The following is a 13,330-nucleotide window of genomic DNA, read 5'->3' as shown; positions in this document are numbered from 1 at the left end:
GGGATCTCAGCGCTGGCGGTCGTATTCGGCCTGCAGATCGGACAGCAGGATGTTCAGCGCGTCCGAGGAGCGGATCAGTTCGATCAGCGAAATGGCCAGCGAGGCGATCATGCTCAGCAGGCTGGCGCCGAAGGTGATTTCGCCGGTCGCCTGCCAGCCGGTGTAGATCTGGAACATCGCCACCGTGCACAGGAACAGGCTGGCGATGCCCATGAACTGCATCCATTTGATCAGCGTGATGCGGGTGCGCAGATTGCCGATCTGGCGCAGGATCTTGGGGTCATGGCTGTCGCGGTATTCCTCGTACAGATTGCGGATGATGCCGGCCAGGCCCAGGAAACGGTTGGTATAGGCCAGCAACAGCAGGGAAACGGCGGGGAAAAGCAGGGCCGGAGTGGCCAGGTTCAGCGCGGAGTGCATCAGGCGTTCTCGTCTATCCATACGTCGATGCCAACGGGCGCGGCATCGAACAGTTCAATCACATCTCGGTTTTTCATGCGGACGCAGCCCAGCGAGCTGGGGCGGCCCCATGGTACATGATCGCCGGCGCCGTGGATGTAGATGGCCCGATCATAGCTGTCTACGTTTCCCCCCTGGTTCAAGCCCGGTTCCTGGCCGCACAGCCACAGGATGCGCGTCAATATCCAGTCTTTGTTCGGGTATTGGGCATGCAGTTCCGGCGTGTATTTCCACGGCGTGACTTGGCGGCGGAAGATGATGGTGTTTTCCGCGGCACCCGCCCCGATTTTCTCGCACACGGTATGCCAGCCGCGCGGCGTCTGGTAGCTGCCGGTGTTCTCGCCCATGCCGTTCTTGGCCGTAGAAACCACGTATTCTTTTTGCACGCGGCCCCAGCCGTCCAGCAGGCGCAAGGTTTGCGATTTCACGCCCACCCAGATCCACGGCTCGCCGTAATGGCGGGCATTGGGGTGGGTGGCCTGTAGCGGCGCCGCCGCCTGCGCCTGCAGAATCAGCGCGGCGGCGTTGTCGGCCGCCAGGCACGAATGGGCTAGGCCGGCCAGCAGCAGGACGAGGAGGCGGCGCATCTCAGTCTTCCGCCGCGCTTTGCCGGCGTTGCCGGAAGAAATCGGACAGCTGCTCCGCGCAGACTTCGGCATCGACGCCGCCGAACACCGCGGCGTGGTGATTGAGGCGCGCGTCGGCGAATAGGTCGATGGCGCTGCCGGCCGCGCCTATCTTGGCGTCGCGCGCGCCGTAGATCACGCGGGCGATGCGCGCGTGCAGGATGGCGCCGCTGCACATCGGGCAGGGTTCCAGCGTGACATAGAGATCGCAGCCATCCAGCCGGTAGTTGCCTAGCCGCGCGGCGGCATCGCGCAGCGCCAGCATCTCGGCATGCGCCGATGGATCATGGCGGCCTATGGGTTGGTTGTAGCCGCGGCCTATGATCTCGCCATCCTTGACCACTAAGGCTCCGACCGGCACTTCGCCCTCGCTGGCCGCCTGCGCAGCCAGCTCCCGCGCTTGTGCCAGGTAGCGTCGGCATGCCGATGGCGATGGCGGCAGCGAAACCGGTGGATGCGCCGCCAGCTGGCGCAGCAAGGCGGCGCGGTCCTCATCGTTCAAGTCTTGCCAATGCACGCCGCGCGCGGCGGCCTCCAGGGCGAACAATAAACGCCGGGTCACGGTATGGCCGGCCGCTTTCAGTCGCAGAAAAGCGGTGGCCGCGCCGCAGGCCTGCAATTGCGGACGCGTGCGAATACCCTGCTCGGCCAGCCAGGCCAGGGCGGAAGGAGGAAGAGGAGGGGAGGTCAGCGTCACGAGCTTGAGGCGAAATGCGGTTGCGGCGGTACTCTCATTATCGCGCGTTTGGCGGCAGCGGCCAAATCCGCGTCTTGGCGCGGCGGTGAGCCTGGGGGTGATTTATTTTTATGCTTTTGAAATTTTATTGCTGCCAAATTTTTGCATAAAGAATGAGGTGGCCAGGCCGATATCAGCTCATAACAATAGAAAGCCTGCCATGTCTGTGATTACTTCCCAGCCCGCCGTTTCCAGCAGGCTTGCGTTGACGCGCAGCCTGACCCCATCCCGCTCCGCCGATGCGCCTCCCTCTGGGCAAGATGCTTCCGGCGCGGCCGGCAGCCCGCCCTTGCGCCCTGCGGCCTTGAACGGCAGCCTGCAGCAATCGCTGAATCAGGGGTGGCAGGACTATATGCAGAAGCTGCGCGTGGACCTGAATCGTCCCGTCAAACAGCAAAACCGGGAAACGGATCAGCTCAAGAAACAAATGCTCAAGCAGAGAGTGGATTCGTTGCGGCAGATGATGCTGATGACGCACGACAAGGCGAGCTTGCGCGCCTTGGCTGGAGAACTGGCGCGTCTGGCGCGCGATCTGAAGGAGCTGGTCACCAGCATGACCCGCAATGCGGCCGACACTCAGGTGGCCGTCAACGTGAACGCGGGCAATGCCGCTGCCGATCCATCCACCAGCCAGGATGTCGGGCAGACAGCCGCGTCAAGCGATGGCGCGCAGGATGCCGCAGCGGACGAGCCGACGCCAACCGGCGGCGCGGAGGCGGGGCAGGAGGCGGGGGCCGACGGTGGCGTGGTGCAGGAGACGCCTCCAGGGGCGGCTGCATCCGCGATCCGCGCGCCGACAGGCGCAGACGCGAGATTGGGCGCCATGCTGACCAAGGGCAATCCGGTGGCTAACGATCCAGACATCCGCGACATGCAGCGCACGCTGAAGATGATTCAGGCTTTCATCAAGCAAATGGCCCAGCTGCTGAAGGATCAGGACAAGGAAAAGGAGCGCCAGCTGCGCGAGGACATGCACGCGGCGGACAAAGCCTTGCAGGATGTGGACAAGATATTGAAGGGCGGCCCGGAGGCCATGGCGGCGATGGGCGATTCCGGCCTCGGCGTGAGCGTGGCGGCGGACGGCGAGGCCGCCTCAGGGGGTGTTGGCCAGCAAGCGGCGGAATAAGCGCCAGACCGTCAACAGCCGGGAGCCGCCTTTCAGCCAGCGGCCCAGCTTCCCTTGGGGCAAGAGCTGGCCCAGCATGCCAAGCAGCGAGCCCGCGCCGCCTGCATCGCGCCACCAGCTGAAGCCTTGGCCCGCCCAGCGCAGCGGATCGGCCAGCCGCTGTTTTTCCAGCCGCAGCTTCACGCGCAGCGCCTCGCCCTTCATCACCAGCAGCTGCTTCTTCAGCGCGCGGTCCTGCGGCGTCATGCCTGCTCTCCGCCGGGCCCCAGTGCGGCCCAGTCTTTGCGCAGCTCTTCCAGCGAAGTGGAAAAGGGCGCCGCCTGCGCCAATCGCTTCTTGCGTAACTGGAACAGCAAGACGGCCGCGGCGCCGCATAGCGCCAGAGCCAGGCCGGCCATCACCGCCAGCCGCCAGGCGGCGGGCGTCAGCGCCCACAGCGCCAGCACGGCGGCGATCAGGCCGCAGCCCAGCAGCACCAGCGCCAACATGCCTTGCAGCAGATGGCTGACGATGTCGTCCTTGAACTCCTGCGCTTCCAGCGCCACCAATTCGGCGCGGGTAAACAGCAGGGCGGCCGCGCCATGGACGAAGGAACGCAGAGTGCCGGGCCGCGGCGGGCGCGCAGTGTCAGACATCAGCGGCGGGACACCAGCATGCCCAGCAGAAAGCCTACGCCGGCGGCGATGCCTATGGATTTCCACGGGTTTTCATGCACGTACTCGTCGGTGGCCTTGGCCGCTTCCTTGGCCTTGCCCATTACGGCCACTTCGGCGTCGCGCAGCTTGGCCTTGGCCGTGCCCAGCTTTTCGCTCAGGCGCTTGCGCAGCTCCTTGCTTTGCGCGCTGCCGTCATCGACGGTGGCGTCTATCAGTTCTTCGGTGCTGGCCAATACTTGGCGTACGTCATCCAGCAGCTGTTCTTTTTCCTTGGCGATGGCGGCATTCGACATGACAACCTCCTGACAATGATGAAAGAAAACAACGCGAAACGCAGACATGGCGCGCCGCAAGCATGCGGCTGCGCCAATTCAAGCTAACAGGCCGCCGCAAGCGAGTCAAACCAGGCGGTCAAACGTTTCATCCACGCTGGTAGAGCGCCTCGTCCAGCGATGGTTCCCGCGCCGGACGGGCGGCGCGGCCGCAGATTATGCTCACCGCGGCCACTGCCGCGCAGTACAGCACGCAGATCCAGGGGCTCCATGGCATGGCGGCGATCAGCAGCAAAGGCGTGACGCTGGCCCAGATCGAATAGGCGATGTTGTAGGTGAAAGAAATGCCGGATACCCGCACCTGCGCCGGGAACATGCCCACCATGATGGACGGCACCACGCCGACGATGCCGCAGCACAGGCCGGCAAAGGCGTAGGCAAGGCCGGTCCAGCCCCAGCCGCCTATCAGGTCGCCATACAGCGCGGCCACGCCCAGCGGCAAGAGCAGGCTGTATAGAACCAGGCTGCGGCGCTGGCCGATGCGGTCGCAGACGCGGCCGGCGATCACGCAGCCGATATTGAGGAACACGATGCCGACGCTGCTGAGCGCGAAGGCGCGGTCGGCGTGCAGGCCAAAGCGTTGCTGCAGCAGCGTGGGGGTCACCACCACCAGCACCACCACGGCGGAAGTCAGCACGCAGGTCAGCGCCGCGGCCGGCAGCAGGGTGGCTTTATGGCCGCGCAGCACATCCATCAGCGGATAGGCTGCGCGGGCATCCTGGCGCTCGCGCATCGCCAGGAACACCGGCGTTTCGCTGAGCCAGCGGCGCAGCCAGACGCCGATCAGGCCAAACGGCCCGCCCAGCAAGAAGGGTATGCGCCAGCCGTAATCCAGCATCTCCTGCGGCGTGAACACGCGCGCCAGAAAGGTGGCGGTCAGCGCGCCCAAGAGGTAGCCGAAGGTCAGTCCGGCCTGCAACACGCCCAGCGCGTAGCCGCGGTGGCGCAGCGGCGCGTGCTCGGCGACGAAGGACCAGGCGCTGGGTACCTCGCCGCCCACTGCCGCGCCTTGCAGGATGCGCAGGGATAGCAGGATCAGCGGGGCGGCGATGCCGATGTCGGCATAGGTGGGCATCAGGCCGATCAGCAGGCAAGGTCCGGCCATCAAGAGGATGGTGAGGCTGAACACGCGTTTGCGGCCCAGGACATCGGCGAAGTGGGCCATCAGGATGCCGCCCAGCGGCCGCGCCAGATAGCCGGTGGCGAAGATGCCGAAGGTTTGCAGCAGGCGCAGCCATTCCGGCATGTCCGGGGGGAAGAACAGCTTGCTCAGTGTGGTGGCGAAGAAGGCGAAGATGATGAAATCGTAGATTTCCAGCGCACCGCCCAGCGCGGCGAGGCCCAGCGTCTTGTAGTCGGTGCGGGTGAGCGGGGTGGATTGGTTTGTGGTCATGGATCAATCACGGATTGCTCGGATGCCTGTCAGTGGCATCGCGATGGTAAAGAGCGGGCCAGGCCTTGGCCGGGGGCTCGCTCGCGCATGGGCGCCAGTTTAGCGCGGGATAGCTATTCTACGGTAATAATAATATTCCTATCGCATTATTTTAGGATAGAAAGGCGGTGGGGCGAGACGGAAATGCCCGCCAAATAAAGCTATTGCTGACATCAGTCAAGCATGAAAGAGTGAATAGCCACCAGGTGGCGTGAGGCGGTTTGGGGGAGGCGGCTTAAGCCCCAGGCCAAACCCAGCGGAGGCATAGATTCCCTTGCTGACGCGCGGAGGAGGCGGTAGGTCCGATGGGGTTATGACAAAGCCTCTCTCTCCAGAGAGAGAGGCGCCCAGTTGCCAGGACGGTGTTACAGGGTCTGTTTCAGGAAACGGGTGACGGATTGGATCAGCGCCGGCGCCAGCGGCGGCGGGGCTTCGCCATAAGCGGCCTGGTGTTGCAGATCGTTGTCGCGCAGCAGGTGATTCATGGTGGGTATCCATTCCAGCTGACTATCCGGCTTGGCCGCGTGCAGCGCTTCTGCCTCGGTCTTGGCGACTTGCCGGTCGGCTTCTCCTTGCACGATCAGCGTGGGCGCTTTCAGCGCGCGAATGGCCGTGGTCGGGGTGTAGCGGAACCATGAGATCAGATAGGGCTGTATGCTGGGGCGGTACACCACCATCAGCGGGCCGGGCACCTTGTCGGCTTCGCGGCCCTGTTGCAGGGCCTGCAGGATGCGCTCACTTTGCTTGGCCAAGTCTCCCGGTAGGCGCGGCGCCAGCTGCGTGCGCAGCACGTCGGCCGCGTTGCGGGCCGGGCCATCCAGAGAGACGAAAGCGGCCGCGCCTTGTTTCTCCGCCGCCAGCATGCCGATCAGCGAACCTTCGCTATGGCCTATCACCGCCACTTTGGAAAAGCGCGGGTCTGTCTTCAGTTTGGCCACCCAGCCGGCCGCGTCGCCCACGTAATCGTCGAAATGTAGCGCGGCCTCATCCAGTCCCGCCGCTCGGCTTTCGCCTATCGCCCGCTTGTCGTAGCGCACGGAGGCGATGCCGGCATCGGCCAGCGCCTGGGCCAGCTGCTTCAAATAGCCGCCGCTGCCATTGGGCAGGCCGGGATTATCGCCATCGCGGTTGGTGGGGCCGGAGCCAGCGATGATCAGCGCCACCGGCGGCTTGTCGGCGTGATCCGGCAGCAGCAGAGAGCCAGCGATGCGGCCGCTGGCGGTGTCCAGTGAGATGGGCTGATCGCTGGCGGCTAGCGCGGGGGCGGCGGCCAGCGCGGCGAGCAGGATGGCGGAGGAGAGCGGGCGCATGACGGACTCCATGGGGAAAAATCCATCTTACGCCTCTTGCTATTTCAATGGCATTTCATTTGTAGTTTGCCGATGAGGTGGATACCGCCGATGGTCAGCACTTGTGTGTGACCGTTCCCACCCAAGGCTTATACAACAGAATCCATGCTTGACTGAAAACCTCAAAAGCCCGCAGTGACGCGGGCTTTTGAGGTTTTTTTGCTGGTGGATGCCAACTGTGGTCTAACGTGGGATCATTCCCACTCAATTGTAAATAACATGGAAAAACCATTAAGAATCAAATACATAAAAAAGATGCGTAGACCGATACCATGAAGCATACCATGCACAACATAAGAGACGGACTCTATCGTAAGCTGTCGCAAATCCGGTCCTCAGCCATGCGGTCCCAAAGTGGGGCAAGCGCTTCGCCGATCAACACCAGTTCTGAATTCGGAAGCTCCTGAGCACCCCGCAACAACGCACTCAATGAGCGCAGACTCATATCAAGCCATGTCGGATTGCTCAAAGCGACCGGGCCACGCAGAATAACTTTGGATATTTCCGCAGACAAATCCTCGTTACCAAGCTGAAGATTTCCCCGAATGTAATGTTCGTCTGGCGCTTTGATCAATGGCAACAGCCGAATCAACAAACTGAGGATGCTCGTAACTGATTCGCCCGGGACCTGCGCAGCACGTCGATAGACATGGAAGAATGACTGGAGTATCTCCGTATACTCAGCCAAAGCAGCTAAAGTAACTGTTCCACTCGACATGAAACGGATGGGCATCTTCTGAAGTGAATAGATATGGGGAGACAAATCCACTTCGGCCCGCTTACGGGGAACAAATCTTCTCAAAACACCGTAAGAATTGTTATCTTCTTCCTGTTTCCGTTCAACCCATTTCTTCACAGTGGGCACAAGTTCGCGAAAAATCCATTCGTGCGTATACTCAGCATCCCACGCCAAACGTGGGTGCAATTCAATTGGCTCGTCGGAAATTGATGTAAGTGGCGCCCACCCCAGCATGATGGAATCTTCATGCGGAAGCACTATTCCACCTTCCTGATACCCGTACATGATCAAGTGATAGCCACTCTCAAGCCTCTCAGTAGTGGTTTCAACATAAACCTTGAGAACGCCTGGCGCCCCATCAAAAATATACCAATCTGATTTGCCATGGCTGCAATCATGCTCACGGGCAAACGCGAGTATTGTTCTCCACAATTGACGGCTAACTTTTGCTAGTGCAAACGTTCTTTTTTGGGCATCCTCTATAGGACTAAACCGTAAGAAGCGCCATTTTGCCTCAATGTCTTTAGCCGCCTGGTGATAGGCTAGCCATGCATTTTTAAAAATCCAATGTATATGCCCTAGCTCGCTGTCGTCCAACATTAGTCGAACATCGGGTGCACAAAAAACATGACGTCCCTCGAATCCAGGCGCCTGCAACGCATAAGGAGGCTTGGACAAGTCCTTGGCATGACCGATCCACTGTAGCCATTCAACTAGGGGCGAACTAGGAATAGTAAAAGTGATGCCACTCAGGTCCGCACGGGCAAACGACAACGAAGCAGAAACCCGAGGCCTTCGATCATCTGGCACAAATATATCGAGCCGCGCCGTTTCATTCTCGAAGACGAAGTAGTTTTCGTTTTGAGATTTAAACTCGCGCCGATAACGCTCCGGGTATCGATCGGGCGCCGGAGGAATTGCGCAAAAACTCGACACATATCGATCCCCGAAAAATTCTGCAATCAGCCCTGGTTGATCACGAAGCATCGAGTGAAGACGACTTAAACTCCACAACTCGGCACTGATGCCTTCACTGTCAAGTAACCGCTCCTGCTCACTCCATTCTTCGACAAGTTTGGCATCATTTTCGACCTGACAGGGAACGCAAAGAATATAGTGGTCCGCATCTCCACGTTTTCTGTCAGATAAAAATTTGCCAATCCATTTACGCAGTTCCCCGCGCTTAACCTTCCTGACATTTTTGCATTGCAAGACAGTTTGTTTGCTTGAACCAAATTTCAGTGCAACAACATCAATGCCGTACTGGGCTTGACCGTTCCCACCATAACTGAACGCTTGCATGATCTTGCCACCGGAGACCGCCTCCAGTAGTCGCGCACTTAGCTTCTCGAAGCTTTGCCAAGGAACTTGATCAAAGGGAAGCGAACCTAGTTTAGGCTCATAGACGAGATAATCCTGTGGTTCTGGAGATTCCAGCAAATTATTTAAATCAATCTCGCGAACACCTTCAAAAATGTCACTCATAAATTTTCGATACCTTCGAGGCCTCTAAATTACCAAGCTTTCATTTTGAAGAGCCGCCCCTGTTCACCCTCATCATGCAATGCGATCACAACCTCATTAGAGGAGAATACCGGCTCCTCATCGGTATCACGGGCTGGCAAATCAGAATCGATAAGCGTAATAACTGGCTGCAGCCCCAACTCAGCATACCGACGAACGACCGCAAGCAGATTCTCCTTTTTGCGATCATCCAGGGACTCGAAAACGCCGTCGTGATAAACAAAGCGCGGGAACTTGTCGTCCAAATGGGCTCGCAAAATTGCCAAGTCAAAGGCAATACATAGCAATTTCCTATACGTGTGCCCGAGATCGGCGCTGGTTGCATTGCCTGATTCATCAAGAATCTCCGCCCTAAACTCCAGATGCCCCGCCAGGTTCGGTGATACGCTCAACAGCGCCTTGCGGTCGATCACCTCTTCAACAATTTCACTGAAGAACACGCGAATTGCCGAGAACAAGCTGCTCTGATCAGAGTTTTGCTTCTCGACATCCGCCTCAATCTGGGTCTGCAAATGCCCACGCTCTTCGGTCAACGCCCTGATCTCAGTTCGCAACTCCTGCAGACGATGTAGGAAACCGCGTTGACGCTCCAACGAAGTAATGTCGGCACGCAGCGTCACCATCTCGTCGGACACCTGCTTGTACTTGCCAAAGATATCGGTACCGCTCAGGAATGAGAGCATCTCCGAGCGCTTCTTGCCCAGGGTATTCAGCTCTGCATTAATGCGCTTAAGCTCAGCCTCGACCTCCGCGCGTTCTTCCTGCAGATAGCCTCGGCGCTCATCGGTAATGGCCCGATTGAAGGCAATCAACTGTTGGAAATCCTTCTTGATCTGGCCCTTGAACAGGACACCGGCCTCCTCGAACAGGCGCTGCGCTTCATCAGGATTGAAGAGGATCTGATCATCTTCCAGCGAGGCAATGATCTTCTTCTTGTTCTGGTTGAGCGAGTAGCGCTCAGCATTAAGGGACGCAATCCGCTCGTCGATGTCATCGACCAATTGCTTGGTGCTGTCTTTATCCTGCGCGCGGAAGTCGAAGGCGTCGAGCAGCTTCTGCTTCTTCTCAGCCTCTTTCTGCTTGAGCAACAGGATGCCCTCGATCTTGCTGATGTCCTCAATGGACCCACCCAACTCATTCTTGATGGTCTGCGTGGTGGCCTGCTTCTCCGCAAGCTGCTCTTCCTTCTCATAGTGCTGTGCCACGAGTTGAGCGTCAAAGCCGAGAACGTGAGCCAGAAAAGGCTTCCAATCCGAATGCGCAGCCGCGAACTTGCGAAGATGAAAAACGTCGCGGAAATCATCCTGAGAGCGCAGCAGATAGCCCAAGCCTTTTCGGAACGCCCAAGGCTTTAATGCGCGCCAGTCAAGCAATCCATCCAACAGGTCACGTGCTCGCTCAAAGGGCATGTCCTGGTGATCCCACTCCGCCAACGGCAATCCCGACAAGTCCTGATGCCCGGCCTCGTGTCGCTTGAAGCTAATCTTGGTAGCTTCTTCCACGCCGCGTCGGATCGTCACGAACGAAGCATCTTCCAGCTCAATCTCCAGGAAGAAGATGAAGTCCTTGAACAATTCGGCGTGCTTGAAAAGAAAGAACTTGGGATCGCGCTTGGCGAGGAAACCAAAGTCGAGTAAGCGCCCAAGCGTGGTCTTGCCGAGGTTGTGAGTGTCCTTGCTTCTGTTCTCCGGCAGACGAATTTCAGCCATGACGACGTTCAAGCCCTGGACGAACTCCACGGGCTCGAACAAGTCAGGCTTGTTGGAATAAAGTCTAGACAGCTTCATTTGGCCCCATGTACTCCACGGCATCGGTCTTGGGTCGATATTCAATCAAGCCCATGAGATACAGAAAATTCAATGCCGGCAAGAACAGCACGTCCCCGCCAACGACACTTTTTTTCGCAAATTTGCGCAATACATCGTATTCATCTACGCGTCGGACCTTCAAGCGAGCCAATAGCAGCAACGAGACGTTAATGACCGTGCGATCAGGATGAGAGTGCTTAGTCGGCCGCAGCATCGCCCACCTCCCCAATGTCACAGTTCCAATACATGTAGAAAAGTACGGCACGCGTCAGACGCTTGTGAGCGTGCTGTCGCAATACAGGGTCACGGCTGAACAAAAGGTCCACCAGATACTCCATAACCTCGTCGAATGTCTGGTAGTCCTTGCGCTTGGCGATGATCTTGAGTTGGAACTCATCAACCACAGACTCGTACATGCGCAGCAGGTCAAGGTTTTCCGGTGCCGCCAGGAAAGCCCGAATTTGAGCGGTCTCCTTGAGGTATTTCCGCCGCTGTACCTTCGCGTAATCGGCACTCATGTTGTTGAGTGCATTTTTCTGCTCGTAGGTCACACGCGCAGTCGGTGGATCGTCTAGCAGCGCGGCCACGCCATCTTTCTGGCGGGCCAATGCCTGCACTACTTCAGCCAGGTCATCGGGGCTGACAATCAACGGAGAATCGACAGGGTCAAGGTCAGCTTCTTTCGCAACCTCGGGGAATCGCTTAAGCCAGATTTCCAGTTGCTCCAGCCCGCAGAGATAAATCGACGAGGCAGGAATGACGCACTGAGACGCGATGTATTCGCGTATCTCAGTTTCGGCATTGCCCGCCAGCCGACGGTTGGCAAACAGCATGTAATGATCGAGCTGCTTGGCCTCACGCAGTTTTTTGATGCGGGGAATTTCTTTTCCCAGCACTGTGTTCGCGGTCGTCGTGCTAAAGAAGTCGGACTCGGAGAAGTTACGGTTATAGCCGTTGGTGTGCTTGGCTTGGACGATGGTTGTACCGATCCACGGCGCCGACTTGCTTGGATGTAGTTCCGCTGTCCCAATGAACTTAGCATCGCGCCCACCATCAGGCCCTTTTGCAAAACCCTGAACGGCAGCCCCAAGCAACCGCTGACATAAAAGAACGATCAAGGTCTCGAACTGACCATCGCTCATGTCTTCGTATGCGAATTTCATTGGGCTCCCATTTCCTTCAGCTAGCTAAACACCGCAGTGTTTATAGATTGTCGTGCGGGACACCCCGTAGTCGCGCGCCAACTCTGTGACGCTAGTCTTCGGGTCATTAAGCAGCGCTTTAATGTGCCTGATCTGCTTGGCGTCCAACTTGGGCTTCCTACCGCCCAAGCGACCACGCGCACGTGCTGCGGTAAGACCAGCCTTGGTACGCTCGCGGATCAGATTTCGCTCAAACTCAGCTAGCGCGGCAAAGAGATGAAACATCAGCTTGCCTGATGCGTTCGTTGTTTCGATCTTCTCGGTCAGCGACTCAAAGCCAACCCCACGTTCAACCAACTCAGTGACGATACGCACAAGGTCAGGCAGGCTTCGCCCTAGCCGATCCAGACGCCAAACGACGAGGGTGTCGCCCTCGCGCAAGTCGGCCAAGCACTCTTCCAACTGCGGGCGGGCCACACCAGACTTGCCACTCGCTGTGTCCTGATAGACGCGATGACACCCCGCTCGCTGCAAAGCATCCGCCTGCAGCGCGGTCGTTTGATCGTCAGTCGATACGCGGGCATAGCCCAAACGCAACTTTCCCATACGTTTTCACACCATAGAAAAGTGGACGGGAATTCTAACACTTCAAAATATCATGGGCCAGCGCTACAGCACATGCTTCTAACCGTACAAAAAACGACCGTTTTGTGAACAAAGGGATGACACTCAGAGCCTGAAGTGTTCAGGCCGATCTGGCAGCCCCGCTCTGGGCGTCACCGCGACGACCTGGCCCCTTGGAACGCTTGTGGCTTGCCGCCTTCCTGCTGCGCCGCCGCGCGGGTAAATCGTCCACGTCAATGTTGAGCCAAAGCCACCATCCGCCCTGATAGCGAGGATCATCCTTCAGGTCATCCAGCCCAGATGATTTTGGCTCTTTGCCGTGGTATCCGGCGGCGATGGCTTCCTGCAACCTGACAGGCACCTCGGAAACCGCCGAGGCGAATGTGTAAAGATTGAAGTCTGGCAAGCTTGCCCGAATGCCACCGTTGACTTCATCCACCAGATAGGTCATAAAAAACGCCATTAGTATTTCTCCCGCGCCGCCGGCTTATTGGCGGCGTTTGGTCATTTTGGGTTTCAATGAGTTGCCTTGGCCGTCAGGGCTGATGCCTCAATTTCAGCAAACGAAAGCACCGGCATCGGGTCATCAATTGCATCAAGCAGGTTTTCCAAGTCCCAATGCTCGACCGGCGAAACGATCATGGACCCGCTGTCCATGTCGTTCCAGACTAGGAAAAGCTGGCCTCCTAGCTCCAAGGCGTAGTGAACCTGGCCGCAGCCCAATTCCTCCGCGTCATCATCGAGAATGTGTTTGATGGATGTGTCAAGTTGGGCTGG

The 13,330-nt window shown here is 58.4% G+C and carries 16 protein-coding genes; 1 reads left to right on the top strand and 15 read right to left on the bottom strand.

All coding sequences use genetic code 11. The annotated features are described in order from the left end of the window. Positions 1-6 precede the first annotated feature (6 nt). The 3 genes from FYK34_RS11800 to tadA are packed head-to-tail and all read right to left on the bottom strand — an operon-like array spanning position 7 to position 1,782. Positions 7-441, bottom strand: coding sequence for a DUF2721 domain-containing protein (locus FYK34_RS11800; protein WP_231137251.1), 435 nt, complete (start codon positions 439-441; stop codon positions 7-9). Next, on the bottom strand, positions 420-1,046 hold the full coding sequence (locus tag FYK34_RS11795; protein ID WP_149296707.1) for a L,D-transpeptidase: 627 nt from the start codon (positions 1,044-1,046) through the stop codon (positions 420-422). The genes FYK34_RS11800 and FYK34_RS11795 overlap by 22 nt, the downstream gene beginning before the upstream one ends. A 1-nt stretch (position 1,047) precedes the next feature. After that, a complete protein-coding gene (gene tadA, locus FYK34_RS11790) occupies positions 1,048-1,782 on the bottom strand; it encodes a tRNA adenosine(34) deaminase TadA (protein WP_149296705.1) in 735 nt (244 codons plus the stop codon). 199 nt (positions 1,783-1,981) lie between these two features. On the opposite strand from tadA, the gene FYK34_RS11785 reads away from it, so the two are divergent. Beyond that, a complete protein-coding gene (locus tag FYK34_RS11785; RefSeq protein WP_149296703.1) occupies positions 1,982-2,947 on the top strand; it encodes a hypothetical protein in 966 nt (321 codons plus the stop codon). Here FYK34_RS11785 and FYK34_RS11780 read toward each other — a convergent pair. The 12 genes from FYK34_RS11780 to FYK34_RS21065 all read right to left on the bottom strand — a co-directional run bounded on the left by FYK34_RS11780 (position 2,915) and on the right by FYK34_RS21065 (position 13,195). Continuing rightward, positions 2,915-3,193 carry a hypothetical protein gene (locus FYK34_RS11780; protein WP_149296701.1) on the bottom strand — a complete coding sequence of 93 codons (279 nt, stop codon included), beginning with the start codon at positions 3,191-3,193 and terminating at the stop codon, positions 2,915-2,917. The two genes, FYK34_RS11785 and FYK34_RS11780, sit on opposite strands and share 33 nt — an antisense overlap. Then, positions 3,190-3,582 (bottom strand): phage holin family protein, encoded by a 393-nt coding sequence (locus tag FYK34_RS11775; protein WP_149296699.1) that lies wholly within the window; start codon positions 3,580-3,582, stop codon positions 3,190-3,192. The genes FYK34_RS11780 and FYK34_RS11775 overlap by 4 nt, the downstream gene beginning before the upstream one ends. Beyond that, positions 3,582-3,896: a DUF883 family protein gene (locus tag FYK34_RS11770; RefSeq protein ID WP_149296697.1), complete on the bottom strand. Its 315-nt coding sequence runs from the start codon at positions 3,894-3,896 to the stop codon at positions 3,582-3,584. Before FYK34_RS11770 ends, FYK34_RS11775 begins: the two co-directional genes overlap by 1 nt. Before the next feature lie 127 nt (positions 3,897-4,023). Then, positions 4,024-5,328, bottom strand: coding sequence for an MFS transporter (locus FYK34_RS11765; RefSeq protein ID WP_149296695.1), 1,305 nt, complete (start codon positions 5,326-5,328; stop codon positions 4,024-4,026). A 404-nt stretch (positions 5,329-5,732) separates the two neighbouring features. Then, complete coding sequence (locus tag FYK34_RS11760; RefSeq protein ID WP_196782485.1) at positions 5,733-6,677, bottom strand: alpha/beta hydrolase; 945 nt, start codon at positions 6,675-6,677, stop codon at positions 5,733-5,735. 346 nt (positions 6,678-7,023) lie between these two features. Further along, on the bottom strand, positions 7,024-8,940 hold the full coding sequence (locus FYK34_RS11755; protein WP_149296691.1) for a restriction endonuclease: 1,917 nt from the start codon (positions 8,938-8,940) through the stop codon (positions 7,024-7,026). A 29-nt stretch (positions 8,941-8,969) separates the two neighbouring features. After that, on the bottom strand, positions 8,970-10,766 hold the full coding sequence (locus tag FYK34_RS11750; protein ID WP_149296689.1) for a DUF2326 domain-containing protein: 1,797 nt from the start codon (positions 10,764-10,766) through the stop codon (positions 8,970-8,972). Beyond that, positions 10,753-11,001, bottom strand: a complete 249-nt coding sequence (locus tag FYK34_RS11745; protein ID WP_149296687.1) for an ABC-three component system middle component 8 — start codon at positions 10,999-11,001, stop codon at positions 10,753-10,755. The genes FYK34_RS11750 and FYK34_RS11745 overlap by 14 nt, the downstream gene beginning before the upstream one ends. After that, entirely contained in the window at positions 10,985-11,950 is a 966-nt protein-coding gene (locus tag FYK34_RS11740; RefSeq protein ID WP_149296685.1) for an ABC-three component system protein, read from the bottom strand. Before FYK34_RS11740 ends, FYK34_RS11745 begins: the two co-directional genes overlap by 17 nt. 24 nt (positions 11,951-11,974) lie before the next feature. Next, positions 11,975-12,535, bottom strand: coding sequence for a recombinase family protein (locus FYK34_RS11735; RefSeq protein ID WP_149296683.1), 561 nt, complete (start codon positions 12,533-12,535; stop codon positions 11,975-11,977). A gap of 139 nt (positions 12,536-12,674) precedes the next feature. Next, positions 12,675-13,004, bottom strand: a complete 330-nt coding sequence (locus FYK34_RS11730; RefSeq protein ID WP_149296681.1) for a type II toxin-antitoxin system HicB family antitoxin — start codon at positions 13,002-13,004, stop codon at positions 12,675-12,677. 65 nt (positions 13,005-13,069) lie between these two features. Continuing rightward, the gene (locus FYK34_RS21065; RefSeq protein ID WP_269203798.1) at positions 13,070-13,195 is read right to left on the bottom strand and encodes a hypothetical protein; all 126 of its coding nucleotides are present in this window, start codon (positions 13,193-13,195) and stop codon (positions 13,070-13,072) included. Positions 13,196-13,330: the final 135 nt, after the last annotated feature.

The sequence above is a fragment of the Chromobacterium paludis genome (genome assembly GCF_008275125.1).
In the GTDB taxonomy this organism is placed as follows: Bacteria; Pseudomonadota; Gammaproteobacteria; order Burkholderiales; family Chromobacteriaceae; genus Chromobacterium; species Chromobacterium paludis.
The sequence above is the reverse complement of the archived record's forward strand: the minus strand, read 5'-3'. Positions and strand labels throughout refer to the sequence as shown.